This window comes from Pseudomonas sp. 8Z (genome assembly GCF_902506535.1).
In the GTDB taxonomy this organism is placed as follows: Bacteria; Pseudomonadota; Gammaproteobacteria; order Pseudomonadales; family Pseudomonadaceae; genus Aquipseudomonas.
In genome coordinates this window covers 1,092,969-1,106,412 of record NZ_LR733827.1, presented here as the reverse complement: position 1 = coordinate 1,106,412, position 13,444 = coordinate 1,092,969, and the positions used below count along the sequence as shown (strand labels likewise).

Genomic DNA, 13,444 nt, shown 5'->3' with positions numbered 1-13,444 from the left:
ATTAGCAGGCGTGCCGACGAGATTGCCGCTGCGCAATCACCTGTTGTCGCCCCTTGGCGACGAAGGCATATCTACAGAAAGGCGTTGCGGTATTGGCCCGGTGTGGCCTCAAGGGCTTGGCGGAAGCGATTGCTGAAGTGGCTGGCACTGGCGAAGCCGCAGGCCAAGGCCACTTCGCCCAGTGGCAACGTGCTGTGGCGCAGCAGGTGGCAGGCATGGGTCAGGCGTCTGGCAAGCACGTAGCGGTGCGGCGGCAGGCCGAAGCTGGCTTGGAACATGCGCGCGAAATGGTATTCAGAGAGGGCGCACAGACCTGCCAGTTCACTTAGCGGCAGCGGTTCGGCCAGGTGTTGCTCGATGTAGTCTTGCAGTAGACGGCGTTGATGTGGCGCCAGACCGCCCTTGAGGCGCAGGCCTTGGCGCAGCCCCACCTGGTTTAGCAGGGCGTGGTCGAGTAGCTCGTGCGCCAGGCTGCTGGCGCGTATACGCTCGCCAGGTTCCTGCCAGTCGAGGTTGCAGAGTAGGTGGAAGCGGCGGGCTTGCTCGGCGTCCTCAAGGAAGGTGGCTTCCTGCAGTTGCAGGGTGCGTGGCTCGCGGTCGAGCAGGGTCACCGCGCCGAGGGCGAAGCGTTCCTGTTCGATATAGAGATGGGCCAGTTGCACCGCGCCGTTGACGATCCAGAGTGACTCGTGCCCGGCGGGCATGATGCACAGGCGATTCGGCGCGCCTTTGTGCTGTGGCTGCTCACGGCGGAAAGTGCCGGTGCCGCCGCTCAGGTAGCACGACAGCGTGTGGTGGCTGGGCGCAACGTAATCGCGTGCGTCGTGGGCGTTGCTCCAGCGTGCCAGCGCCAGGCCACTGCCCAGATCGGCCCGTGCATGTAGGTGAGCATTGGGCGATTGGCTCATGCTGTGAAAGACCTGCAGATGTTCCAGTTGCGCCATCACATTCTCCGGTTGAGTCGTGATGCTACGCTCCGCGCATTGGCCTGCCATCCCCTTGGCGATAAAAAGCGCAAGTTCACGCAAGTGAATATTTTTCTCTCTGCCAGGCGCAGGATGCGTGCAGTCGGGGTATCTTGGCGGCCATTCGAACAATGTAACTGGCTGGATACCTTCCTTGATGAAATGCCTGCATCCGCTCGCGCTCGCCACCCTTCTGTGCACTTCAGGTCTTGTTTTCGCCAGCCCGTCGCTGGATGACAAGGAGGCCTTTATCAATGACCTGATCCAGCGCATGACGTTGGAAGAGAAGGTCGGTCAGCTACGGTTGATCAGTATTGGTGCCGAGATGCCGCGCCAGCGTATACGCCAGGAGATTGCTGCCGGACGTATCGGCGGTACGTTCAATTCCATCAGTCGGCCGGAGAACCGACCGATGCAGGAAGCCGCCATGCGCAGCCGCCTGAAGATTCCGATGTTCTTCGCCTATGACGTGATTCATGGCCATCGCACGACATTTCCCATCGGCTTGGGGCTGGCTTCGAGCTGGGATCTGCCCTTGATTGAGAACAGCGCACGCATTGCCGCGCTGGAGGCCAGTTCCGACAGCCTGGATATGACCTTTGCCCCGACCGTGGATATCGCCCGCGACCCGCGCTGGGGACGTACATCCGAGGGCTTTGGCGAAGATCCGTTCCTGGTCTCGCGTGTGGCTGAATCGATGGTTAGAGGCTATCAGGGCGAGGGTGCCAACTCACCGCAGCGCATCATGTCGGTGGTTAAGCACTTCGCCCTGTACGGCGCGGTGGAGGGCGGGCGCGACTACAACGTGGTCGACATGAGCCCTATGCGTATGTACCAGGACTATCTGCCGCCCTACCGAGCGGCCATCGATGCTGGTGCGGGCGGGGTGATGGTGGCCCTGAATGCGGTCAATGGTGTGCCGGCTTCGGCCAATACCTGGCTGCTGCAAGACCTGCTGCGTCGTGATTGGGGGTTCAAGGGCGGAGTCTTCAGTGATCACGGCGCCATTACCGAATTGATGCGTCATGGCGTGGCTGCCGATGGCGCCGAGGCGGCGCGCTTGGCAATCAATGCCGGGGTAGGCATGAGCATGGCCGATACCCTCTATGACCAGGAGTTGCCGAAGCTGGTCAAAAGTGGAGCGGTATCGGAAACCGTACTCGATGACGCCGTGAGGCATCTGCTTGGCACCAAGTACGACATGGGCTTGTTTCACGATCCGTTCCTGCGCATTGGCCGCGCAGAAGACGATCCGGCCGACGTGAATGCCGAGCAGCGTCTGCATCGCGACGAGGCGCGTGCCATGGCGCGTGACTCCATGGTGCTGCTGGAAAACCACGCTGACACGCTGCCGCTGAGCAAAAAAGCCACCGTTGCACTGATCGGTCCGCTGGCTGATTCGCCGGTTGATATGCTCGGTAGCTGGTCGGCAGCGGGTATTCCTGAACAGGCGGTGACCCTGCGAACCGGCATGGCCAAGGCGCTCAAGGGGCAAGGCATGCTGATGTACGCGCGTGGTGCCAACGTCACCGACGATCCCCACGTGATCAACTACCTCAACCAGCTCAACTGGGATCGCCCGGAAGTGGTGCTCGACAAGCGCACCCCGCAGGCGATGCTGGAGGAAGCCGTGCGTGTCGCGGCGCAGGCCGATGTCATCGTCGCTGCCGTGGGCGAAGCGCGCGGTATGTCGCACGAATCCTCCAGTCGCACCCGTCTGGATTTGCCCGACAGCCAACAGGCTCTGCTGCGTGCGCTCAAGGCCACCGGCAAGCCATTGGTGCTGGTGTTGATGAATGGTCGCCCGTTGGCGCTGAGCTGGGAAAAGGAAAACGCCGACGCCATGCTAGAAACCTGGTACAGCGGCACAGAAGGCGGCAATGCCATCGCCGACGTGCTATTCGGTGACCATAATCCTTCGGGCAAGCTGCCCATTACCTTCCCGCGTTCGGTCGGGCAGATTCCGACCTACTACAACCACCTGCGCTTGGGGCGTCCCTATACGCCCGGCACACCCGGCAACTACACCTCGCAATATTTCGAGGAGCCGAACGGCCCGTTGTATCCATTCGGCTATGGCTTGAGCTACAGCGACTTCAAGGTTTCGGCGCCGAAACTCTCGGCCGAGCGCATGGCGGCGGATGAAAAGATTCGTGTCAACGTCACTGTCAGAAATGCTGGAACCCGCGCCGGTGCTACGGTCGTGCAGCTTTATCTGCGTGACGAAGCCGCTTCGGTGATCCGCCCGGTGAAGGAACTCAAGGATTTTCGCAGGGTCAAGCTTGAGGCAGGTGAGGTTCGCGAGCTGAGTTTCGAGATCGACGAGCCGATGCTGCGCTTCTATGACGCGAGCCTGCGCCATGTCAGTGAGCCAGGCGCTTTTCGTGTTCAGCTTGGGCTGGATTCGGAGAACGTGCAGGAGGCCCGATTCGAACTATTGCCGCGCCAATAAGAGGGGCGGCCCAAGGAGGCGAAAATATACCTGTGTGAGCCCCTGTGCCGGGCAACGCGATCCGGTAATAATGCGCAAAAAATACGTGCATGCAGCCAGTCGCCATCACCTCGATGCCTGACGTGTTACGAGCGCTTTCTTGCATCTTTTTCGTCCATTTTTTGATTCCCGTGCAGCGGCGACCCGTAGGGCGTCCGCTGTGCGCCAATCCGTATGCCTTGGAGGCTGTTAGTCAATGAGTCGTCGTTCTGGAACCCGTCTGGGCAAGACCGGCCGGTTGATGCTGTGTACCTTGCCCATGTTGTTCGCTGCCCAAGTTTGGGCGTTCGATCTGGATGATGTCGCCGTCAAGGCCAAGGCCCTTGCTTCCGAGAGTTACAGCGCTCCGCAGAGCCGCTTGCCCACTGCGTTGCGTGAACTGCCTTTTGCTGATTATCAAAAAGTTCGCTTTCGGGAAGATCACGCCTACTGGCGTGATGGCAAAACACCCTTCCAACTGTATTTCTTCCATCAAGGCATGCATTTCGATGTGCCGGTGAAACTCAATGAAGTGACCGCCACCGGCACTCATGAAATCAAGTACTCGCCGGAAATGTTCGATTTCGCCGACGTTAAGCTCAACCCCGAGGATCTCAAAGATCTGGGCTTTGCCGGCTTCAAGATCGTTCACCCGCTGAACGATCCAAACAAACAGGACGAAGTGATGAGCGTGCTAGGCGCCAGTTACTTCCGTATTGTCGGCAAGGGTCAGGTTTATGGCCTGTCCGCGCGCGGTCTGGCGATCGACACCGCACTGCCGTCCGGCGAAGAATTCCCGCGCTTCACCGAGTTCTGGATCGAGAAGCCGCAGTCTGATCGCGGCACCTTGCTGTTCTACGCACTGCTGGATTCGCCGCGTGCCACTGGTGCCTACCGTCTGGAAATCGATCCGGGCCGCGACAGCGTGCTCGACGTGCAAGCCAAGGTTTATCTGCGTGATCCAGTGGGCAAACTCGGTATCGCTCCGCTGACCAGCATGTACCTGTTCGGCGCCAACCAGCCCTGGCCGCGACACAACTACCGCCCGGAGCTGCATGACTCCGACGGTCTGGCCATCGCCGCCGGTAACGGCGAGTGGTTGTGGCGTCCGCTGAACAATCCCAAGCGCCTCAACGTCAGCAGCTACAGCATCGAAAACCCGCGTGGTTTTGGTCTGATGCAGCGTGGCCGTGACTTCGCCCAGTACCAGGATCTGGACGACCGTTACGAGCTGCGTCCGAGCGGTTGGGTGGAGACTGTCGGCGACTGGGGCCCAGGCCATGTCGAACTGGTGGAAATCCCCACGCCGGATGAAACCAACGACAATATCGTCGCCCTGTGGCGCCCGGAGAAGCAACCTGCTCCCGGCGAGGCCCTGGACGTTCATTACCGCCTACACTTCAGTCGTGATGACGCCAAATTGCACGATCCGCAGTTGGCCATGGTCACTCAAACGCGTCTGTCCGAAGGGGACGTGAAGCAGGCCAATCTGATTCGCCAGCCTGATGGCAGCACGGCACTGGTCGTCGACTTTGCTGGCCCGGTTCTGGCCGAACGCGCGCCTGATGCGCCAATCGAGCCGCAGATCAGCGTCGACGCCAATGCCGATATCGTGGAGCAGAACCTGCGTTATAACCCGGTGAGCAAAGGCTGGCGTCTGACTCTGCGGATCATGGTCAAGGATCCTGCGCAACCGGTGGAAATGCGTGCCGCCCTGACCGAGGACGGCAAGCCCCTGTCGGAAACCTGGAGCTATCAGCTGCCTGCCCATGAATAAGTCGCCCGACACTACGCTCATCCAGGACTACCTGGACGAATTGCCTCTGGATCAGACTCAGCAACAGGAAGTAGAACGCCGCCTGGAGGAGGGCGGCGATCTGGCTGAGCTGCATCACGCCTTGCAACCCCCGGAGCTCGCCGCTCAAGAGGTGGTCGAGGAAACCCGTGAGCTGCTTGAGTCTGTGCCCGTGCGCCTGTCCATGGCTTGGCCCGATGCGGTCGAGCGTGGCTGCCAGATCGTGCCGGATCATCAGGGGCGACCGACCATTGAGTCGACGCCTCCGATCGAGCGCACGCGTATGGTGCCGGAGCCTTGGCAGACCAATATCCTCGAACTCGGCTGGTGGCGCTTGAAGAAGCGCAAGGCTAACCCGCGACCGCGCACGCGCGAGGCCGAGGATTTCAGCGAAGAGCACTGGCGTCATGTGGCGTCGGTGCGTCGTGCTGCGTTGATGGTGCTGATGATCGTCCAGACGGTGGTTGCTACCTGGTACATGAAGTCAGTGTTGCCTTATCAGGGCTGGTCGCTGGTCGATCTGGGGCTGGTATTCGAGCAGCCTTGGCTGGAGTCGGCGCGGCAGATTCTGCCGTATGTGATTCAGACCAGCATCCTGGCGTTGTTCGCGCTGCTGTTCTGCTGGGTGTCGATGGGCTTCTGGACGGCGCTGATGGGCTTTTTCCAATTGCTCAAGGGGCGCGACCGCTACAGCATCTCCGCCACCTCCTGCGGCGATGAGCCGATTTCGCCCAAGGCGCGTACCGCGTTGGTCATGCCGATCGCCAACGAGCATGTGCCGCGCGTATTTGCCGGTCTGCGCGCGACCTTTGAGTCGCTCAAGGCCACGGGGCAGTTGGAGCATTTCGATTTCTTCGTGCTCAGTGATAGCAACGACCCGGATATTTGCGTGGCCGAGCAACAGGCCTGGATGGAGCTATGCCGCGAGGTGGAGGGCTTCGGCCACATCTTCTACCGTCGCCGTCGGCGCCGGGTGAAGCGCAAGAGCGGCAACATCGACGATTTCTGCCGTCGTTGGGGCAGCAACTACCGTTATATGGTGGTGCTCGATGCTGACAGCGTGATGAGTGGCGAATGCCTGACTCGCCTGGTGCGCCTGATGGAGGCCAACCCTGGTGCTGGCATCATTCAGACCGCGCCGAAGGCCTCGGGTATGGACACGCTCTATGCACGCCTGCAGCAGTTCGCCACGCGTGTCTATGGCCCGCTCTTCACCGCTGGCCTTAACTTCTGGCAGCTCGGTGAATCCCACTACTGGGGGCATAACGCGATCATTCGGGTTAAACCCTTCATCGAACACTGTGCCCTCGCACCGTTGCCAGGTACGGGGTCGTTATCTGGGGCGATTCTGTCTCACGACTTCGTTGAGGCCGCACTGATGCGGCGCGCTGGTTGGGGCGTGTGGATCGCCTATGACCTGCCGGGCAGCTACGAAGAGTTGCCGCCTAACTTGCTCGATGAACTCAAACGCGACCGTCGTTGGTGTCAGGGTAACCTGATGAACTTCCGCCTGTTCTTGGTTCGTGGCATGCACGCGGTGCACCGTGTGGTGTTCCTCACTGGGGTCATGTCCTATCTGTCGGCACCGCTGTGGCTGCTGTTTCTGGTCCTGTCGACCTGCCTGCTGGCGATTCATACGCTGATGGTGCCGGAGTATTTCCTGCAGCCCAACCAGCTCTATCCATTATGGCCGCGCTGGCAGCCTCAGGAGGCTGTGGCATTGTTCTCGGCGACCATGACGCTGCTGTTCCTGCCCAAGCTGCTCAGCGTGCTGCTGATCTGGATTCAGGGCGCCGAAGAATACGGCGGGCGTGTGCGCGTGCTGCTGTCGATGCTCTTGGAAGCGTCTTGCTCTGTGTTGCTGGCACCGGTGCGTATGTTGTTCCATAGCCTGTTCGTCACCGCCGCCTTCCTTGGCTGGTCGGTGCAGTGGAATTCACCGCAGCGCGTGGATGACTCCACCCCCTGGAGCGAGGCCTTGCGCCGCCATGGTACGCAGGTTTTGCTGGGTATCGGCTGGACCGCGCTGGTGGGTTGGCTCAACCCGGACTTCCTGTGGTGGTTGGCGCCTATTGTCGTGTCGTTGATCCTCTCGCCGGTGGTATCGGTGTTGACCAGTCGCACTGCACCAGGCCTGGCGGCTAAACGGGGCAAGCTGTTCCTGATCCCGGAGGAACACGAGGTCCCGCGTGAGCTGAGCAATACGGCTGAATACGAGCAACTCAACAGTGCTCGTGCGCTGCGCAAAGGCTTCGTGCGCGCGGTGGTTGACCCGCTCTACAACGCTTTGGTTTGCGCCATGGCACGTGCGCGTCACGCCAAGGTCGTGCCTGCTGCAGAGGCGCTGCGTGATGAGCGCATCGAGGAAATCCTCGCCGCAGGTCCCGATGGCCGTGTCGAGGCGACGCGCTGGCGTCTGCTCAACGACCCCGATGGCATGGCTCGCCTGCATGCCCGTGTTTGGCAGGAGCCGCAATATCGCGCTTGGCGCGATGCCCGTGAGGCGCTGCGCGACAACTGATGGTTCGGCGAGCCCCTGCATGGCAGGGGCGTCGCTGCGATGTCTTGTAGAGAAGCGGCTAACCTGACTTGAGCCACCATACGCAGGTGCGGGCCAGTAGCGCAGAGCATGTGTTTGATCGCCCACTCGTGCTGCTCATGGATCGAACGCTGCTAGCAAAGGGATTCATCATGTCTAACATTCACGATTCTAAAAGCCGTTATGGTCTGGTTACGCGTCTGCTGCACTGGAGCATGGCGCTGCTATTGGCTTGGCAGTTCATTACCGTGATCGCCCATACGGCCCTGGAAGGTAGTGGGCTGGATAAGTTTGCCTGGAGTACGCACAAGCCCATGGGGTTGCTGTTGATGATATTGGTGTCGGCTCGCTTGGTTTGGGCTGTGGCCAGTCTCAGTCGTCGTCCTGTTGCAGTCAGCCTGATGGCAAAGCTCGGCCATCTTGCTCTTTACGCGCTGATGTTCGTCATTCCCTTCGTTGCGCTACTGCGTCAGTACGGCTCGGGGCGTGAGTTCGTGGCGTTTGGCGTTACCCTCATGCCGGGGTTCAGCGATGGCAAGATCAGTTGGATGATCGAGCCGGCCAATCTGCTGCATGGCAACCTGGGGTGGATGCTGCTGGCAATGATCATCGGTCATGTGGTGATGGCGTTCGCCCATCGCCGGCTGGGTGGGGAAGATGTGCTGGCGCGTATGGTCGGACGTTGATGAGGTGGCTATAGCGAATGTCTTACATGGCATGACGGCAAGCGCCACTGTTGCCATCCCGGTCAGATCCCTAATCTACACACATCCCCTGCAGCGACGGATCGCTGAGGTTCAAGGAAGATGACCAGGCCAAGATGGCTACCGACAGGATGTCGGATGGTTGGGAAGAAACCCGCTTAGGCGGGTTTTTTGTTGTCTGCGATTTTTGCACTGCCCATCACGGGCAGTGCACATCGTTAGCGAAATAGTCTGTTCCTGCTCTTTGACGCAGGGGCGATCAACCCAGTGTTGAACGGTTACGGCCAACTGACTTGGCTTCGTAAAGTAGTAGGTCGGTGCGGTTGTAGAACTCTGTGCTGCTTTCTTCTGGGGTCGCCAGGCATCCACCGATACTGGCTGTCATGTACTCGGCGGTTGTTGAGGCAGCATGTGGTATGTGCAGGTTGGCCAGCGCCTGACGAATTTGTTCCGCTATGCGTGCGAGCTGCTCTTGCGGCAGGTCGTAGAGCAGTAATGCGAACTCCTCTCCTCCCAGGCGTACAGCCATGTCCATAGGCCGTCGAGCAAAGCTCTGTAGTAATTGCCCGATCTGGCGTAGTGCTTCATCACCTGCTAGGTGGCCATAATGATCGTTGTAGGCTTTGAAATGGTCGATGTCCAATATGAGCAGGCCCAGGTTGCGCTGTTCACGCCGACTTAGCGACAGTGATTTCTCTATGTGCGCGGCAAAGCTGCGCCGGTTACTCAGGCCCGTCAGTGGATCGTGGCCAGACTGCCATTGCAGTAGGCGTAACAGCAGAAACTGCTCACGTTGCAGGTGGTCACGAATATAGCCACCTATGCCGCTGACTATTAGGGCCAGAACGTACATGAGGCTCAGGCGCAAATGAGGGGTTGGGTTTTCCAGTAAGAAAATGCCAGGCAGTAATATCAAGGGCACGCTGATTAGTGCAGTGACAATACTCCTGTGCCAGGACAGACCAAGTGGGAAGAACAATGTGATTGCGTTGAGTAATACAACGCTATTGGATATGGGTGTGCTCAAACGCTCATAGAGCAAGACGGCTAGAGTGCTACCGAGTGCCACACTGAGTTGCGTTGCCATCACGACTGTCTGGCTGTAGCGTCTGTGCTTGGGCGTAAAGAGCGTCAAAACCAGCAGTGCCAGTACCAGAGTGATCGATCCGCGCACAACCAAGAGAGCCCAACGCTCCGGGTCATAGTCAGGGAAGCGCTGCCAGAGCTGTAGCCGTGATTGATCCGTCAGAGCAAAGGCTACCCAGATAACCAGTGCTAGCAGGGCCGCGATGCGCTGATAGCGCCCCTGAACCCAGTGTAGGTAGCTGAGATATTCCTTTTCAGTTAATGCGGCGAAGCGCAGCCTAGGGAAACCTTTGCGTAACTGATCTGCGTAGTGATTGTCAGGCAGAGGCTCCAGTGCTTGGTAGATCGACTGCATGGCAGCTCCTTGCTGTAAGCCGTGAAGTGAAAGCCTGATGATCAGAGGCTTACACGCGCCAAGGCGTGGATGCTTTGTTGTGCAACGCGGCTGCGTCCTAATCTACACACATCCCCAACAGCGTTGAAACACAGGGCTATGAGGGGTAGGCCACCGATGGCTGTTTTTTGTCGTTGCGACCTGGGCTGGCCTCATCGCTCCTTGCCGATAAAAATCAGCAATGCCAGTAGCGGGGTGGCTATGCCCAACATTGCGGTGCCTGACCAGCCGAAGCTTTCGTAGATCGGGCTGGCCAGGGCTGAGCCGATGGCGCCGCCGATGAAGATGCTGGTCATGTACAGCGCGTTCAGGCGTGCGCGGCTTTGTGGCTCCAGCGCGTAAATGGTGCGCTGGCCCAGCACCATACTCATCTGCACGGCGAAATCCAGCACGATGGCGGTGGCGATCAGGCCGAGCCAGCCTAATCCGGCGCTCAATAGGTTGGGAGCAAAAGCCAGTGGCGCCAGAATCAGCGCTACCAGGCTGGCTCGCGTGGTATGCCCTGCATCGGCCAGGCGCCCAGCGATGGGCGCTGCCACCGCACCGATGGCGCCTGCCAGGGCGAACAGGGCGATGTCATGCTGGCTCAGCCTCAGATGACGGGCTAGCTCCAGGGGGGCGGCAGTCCAGAACAGGCTGAAACTGGCGAACATCAGCCCTTGGTACAGTGCACGGCGGCGCAGTGTTGGATAGCGGCGCAGCAGGTGCACAAGCGACCCCAGCAACTGTCCGTAACTGGCGCGGTGTTCGGGGGCGTGACGAGGAATGGTGGTGGCTATCACCAGGCTGATCAGCAGCATCAGAGCTGCGGCCATCAGGTACACCGCACGCCAGCCGAACTCGCCAGCGACCAGGCTGGCGAGCGGTCGTGCCAGCAGGATGCCCAGCAGCAGGCCGCTCATGATATTGCCCACCACGCGGCCCCGGCTGGCCTCCGGCGCCAGATTGGCTGCCAGGGGTATCAACATCTGCACCGACACCGAGCTGAGGCCGATCAGCAGCGCCAGACCAAGGAACAGACTGGGCTGGGTGGCGAATGCCGCAGCCAGTAGGCAAAGCAAGGCGGCAGCGGTGGTGAGCAGCATCAGCCGACGGCTTTCCAGCAGGTCGGCCAGTGGCACCAGAAATAGCAGGCCAATGGCGTAGCCGATCTGCGTCAGCGAGACGATCAGGCTGGCGCGTTCGGCATTGAGGCCGATATCGGGGGCGATCAGTTCGATAATCGGTTGTGCGTAGTAGAGATTGGCGACGATGGCGCCGCAGCACAGGGCGAATAGCAGCACCAGTGTTTGCGGCAAGGATGAGGACTCGCGGCTGGGCGAGGAGGTCTGGCTGGTCATGCAGGCTCTCGATGAAAGGGGCTCTAGGCGCAAGGACAGGGTGGTGGTTGACCGTGGAGAATTCAATGGCGGGGCAACAGTGCATTAGTGCATTGCACGTCGTGCGAGAGCGTCAGTCCTGCAGTGAGCCTACAAGAAGGCACTGAAGGCGGCGATGCGCTGTGAGCGGAGGTAGTTGGGCGGATGCCGCAAGTGAGTGCGCCACCATCAGGGCTGGGGCGATGTTCTCCTCTGGCAGTAGGCGTAGCAGATGCTTGGCGCTAGGCCAAGCACTGCGTGGCGCCTTGAGCCTTGCGCGTATACCACAACACTCGGCTGACGCCACGGGTGATGGCCACGTAGGCCAGGCGCCGTGTTTCGTCCTGCATGGCCTGGTCGTAGCTACCGGCGAAGAAGCCGCATTGGGCGTAGAGTGCGTTGCGTAGCGGGTGTTTGTCCGCTGGCAGGCAGTCGTCGAGGATGATCGCCACTTCGGCTTGCAGGCCTTTGGCGCGGTGGATGGTCAGGGCTTTGACCGGCAACTGCTTGTCGAGCTGGGTGCGTACTTGTTGCAACGGCTCATTGCGGCGGCTGAGCAGCAATACGGCGGTTCGATCGGCGCCGGGGCGGTTGGCGACGTGAGCGCATTGTGCGCGGATTTCGTCGAGTAGGCGCGGCAGGCCGCTGGCCAGGTCGAAGCGCTGGATCAGCTTTACCCCATGATCGCCTGGTTGCATCGCCTTGGCGGCGGTGCAGGTCTTGGCCTGCTTGCTGTGGACGTCGGCCAGCACTTTCTCGCCATCGCGTATCACCGGCTCGATGCTGCGGTAGTTGGTGGTCAGTTGCAGGGTGGTGCTTTTGCCGCGACCGCGACAGGGGAAGTGCCGCTCGAAGTCGATGAACAGCTCCGGCGAGCTGCCGCGCCAGCCGTAAATCGACTGCCAGTCATCGCCAATGGCCATCAGGCTGATGCGCTCGCCGACAGCGTGCAGGCGGCGGTGCACGGCCTGCAGCCAGCGCACGATTTGTGGCGAGATGTCCTGAAATTCATCGATCAGCAGGTGGCTCAGGGCGAGCAGGGCGGGGCCGGGTTTGGCGTCGTTGGGGTTTTGCAGGTGTTCGCTCAGTTGCGCGAAGGCGCCGTTGAAGCGGATCAGCCCCTGGCTGTGCAGCAGGGCGCTGAAATGCTGCTGGAAGCGCTGCATGGCTTCGATGAAGTCCCGTTCGCGGGCAGCACAATCGAGGGTTTTAACGTCCAGCCTGTCGAGGTGGATGCCAAGGCTCTCGGCGAAATCGATCTGCCCATGCAGCAGTTCGAACAGCGGCAGGGCGGTAAATTCGCCGGGTAGTTTGCAGGCATCCAGCGGCGCCTTGGCCTTGCCCTGTGGTGGCTCCTCGGGGGCGGGCAGCTTGAGCAGGCGATGAGTCAGAACGCGAAAGCGCGCATCGTCGGCATAGGCGTTCTGATAGGCCTGTTTGAGCAGGCGTTGTTGCGCCGGGCGCAGGCGCCCGCCGGTCAATGGATTGTCGGGTTCCTCGGCGGGCTCGTCGAGCTGCTCGAACCAGCGCGGGTTGCCCAAGCGTTCCTTGGCCAGCGCGGCCATGGCGGCGTGAAAGGTGCGAACGCATTGGCGGGCGTCGTGCGGGTATTGCCAGAACGCGAGCAGACGCTGCAGGCGCTCGCGCAGCTCGTGGCAGGAGGCGTTGGTGAAGGATATGACCGTCAGCCGCTGTGGGTCGACGTCCAGGTGGCAGAGCAGGAACACCACGCGTAGCACCAATGTGCTCGACTTGCCCGAGCCTGCTCCGGCGAAGATGCGTGCCAGCGGGGCACGGCACAGGATCATCGCCCATTGTTCGTCCGACGGCGCGCCGATCAGCCCGGCGCTCACCGCCTGGGCCACACGTTCGCGCATGGCTTGCACCTGGGCATCTGCGATCTTCAGCCGGGTGGCAGGGTAGATGCCGACAGGGTCGGGTTTGCTCTTGGCCGACTTGCTGGCGGTACTTTTCTTGCCGCTGGTGGACTTCTTGCGGGCCTGCTTGCGCGCGGGTTGGCGCGGCTGCGCGGCTTCACGCTCGGCACGCAGGTAGGCGGTGGTACGGGGGAAGTAGCGGGCGAGGGCGTTGGACAGCAATTGCTTGTAGCGCACGACGGCAGACAACATGCGG

8 protein-coding genes are annotated in these 13,444 nt (G+C 60.7%); 4 read left to right on the top strand and 4 right to left on the bottom strand.

Features of this window, described 5'->3' with window-relative positions:
- Nucleotides 1–71: 71 nt before the first annotated feature.
- Nucleotides 72–944, bottom strand: coding sequence for a helix-turn-helix domain-containing protein (locus AERO9A_RS18015; RefSeq protein ID WP_159973288.1), 873 nt, complete (start codon nt 942–944; stop codon nt 72–74).
- Between the two features lie 178 nt (nt 945–1,122).
- On the opposite strand from AERO9A_RS18015, the gene bglX reads away from it, so the two are divergent.
- From bglX to AERO9A_RS17995, 4 genes are all read left to right on the top strand, one after another.
- Complete coding sequence (gene bglX / locus AERO9A_RS18010) at nt 1,123–3,417, top strand: beta-glucosidase BglX (RefSeq protein WP_178111154.1); 2,295 nt, start codon at nt 1,123–1,125, stop codon at nt 3,415–3,417.
- Between the two features lie 298 nt (nt 3,418–3,715).
- Nucleotides 3,716–5,212 (top strand): glucan biosynthesis protein G, encoded by a 1,497-nt coding sequence (locus AERO9A_RS18005; RefSeq protein WP_178111189.1) that lies wholly within the window; start codon nt 3,716–3,718, stop codon nt 5,210–5,212.
- Nucleotides 5,205–7,751 carry a glucans biosynthesis glucosyltransferase MdoH gene (gene mdoH / locus AERO9A_RS18000; protein WP_159973287.1) on the top strand — a complete coding sequence of 849 codons (2,547 nt, stop codon included), beginning with the start codon at nt 5,205–5,207 and terminating at the stop codon, nt 7,749–7,751. Before AERO9A_RS18005 ends, mdoH begins: the two co-directional genes overlap by 8 nt.
- Nucleotides 7,752–7,921: 170 nt before the next feature.
- The gene (locus tag AERO9A_RS17995) at nt 7,922–8,455 is read left to right on the top strand and encodes a cytochrome b (protein ID WP_159973286.1); all 534 of its coding nucleotides are present in this window, start codon (nt 7,922–7,924) and stop codon (nt 8,453–8,455) included.
- A gap of 277 nt (nt 8,456–8,732) precedes the next feature.
- Here AERO9A_RS17995 and AERO9A_RS17990 read toward each other — a convergent pair whose 3' ends face one another.
- From AERO9A_RS17990 to AERO9A_RS17980, 3 genes are all read right to left on the bottom strand, one after another.
- Complete coding sequence (locus AERO9A_RS17990; RefSeq protein WP_159973285.1) at nt 8,733–9,914, bottom strand: diguanylate cyclase; 1,182 nt, start codon at nt 9,912–9,914, stop codon at nt 8,733–8,735.
- Between the two features lie 191 nt (nt 9,915–10,105).
- Nucleotides 10,106–11,293: an MFS transporter gene (locus tag AERO9A_RS17985; protein WP_159973284.1), complete on the bottom strand. Its 1,188-nt coding sequence runs from the start codon at nt 11,291–11,293 to the stop codon at nt 10,106–10,108.
- A 260-nt stretch (nt 11,294–11,553) separates the two neighbouring features.
- A complete protein-coding gene (locus AERO9A_RS17980) occupies nt 11,554–13,440 on the bottom strand; it encodes a DEAD/DEAH box helicase (protein ID WP_159973283.1) in 1,887 nt (628 codons plus the stop codon).
- Nucleotides 13,441–13,444: the final 4 nt, after the last annotated feature.

Excerpts from the sequence above, each read along its gene's own strand:
- AERO9A_RS18015 (WP_159973288.1), bottom strand. The coding sequence starts at position 944 with ATGGCGCAACTGGAACATCTGCAGGTCTTTCACAGCATGAGCCAATCG.
- bglX (WP_178111154.1), top strand. The coding sequence starts at position 1,123 with ATGAAATGCCTGCATCCGCTCGCGCTCGCCACCCTTCTGTGCACTTCA.
- AERO9A_RS18005 (WP_178111189.1), top strand. The coding sequence starts at position 3,716 with ATGTTGTTCGCTGCCCAAGTTTGGGCGTTCGATCTGGATGATGTCGCC.
- mdoH (WP_159973287.1), top strand. The coding sequence starts at position 5,205 with ATGAATAAGTCGCCCGACACTACGCTCATCCAGGACTACCTGGACGAA.
- AERO9A_RS17995 (WP_159973286.1), top strand. The coding sequence starts at position 7,922 with ATGTCTAACATTCACGATTCTAAAAGCCGTTATGGTCTGGTTACGCGT.
- AERO9A_RS17990 (WP_159973285.1), bottom strand. The coding sequence starts at position 9,914 with ATGCAGTCGATCTACCAAGCACTGGAGCCTCTGCCTGACAATCACTAC.
- AERO9A_RS17985 (WP_159973284.1), bottom strand. The coding sequence starts at position 11,293 with ATGACCAGCCAGACCTCCTCGCCCAGCCGCGAGTCCTCATCCTTGCCG.
- AERO9A_RS17980 (WP_159973283.1), bottom strand. The coding sequence starts at position 13,440 with ATGTTGTCTGCCGTCGTGCGCTACAAGCAATTGCTGTCCAACGCCCTC.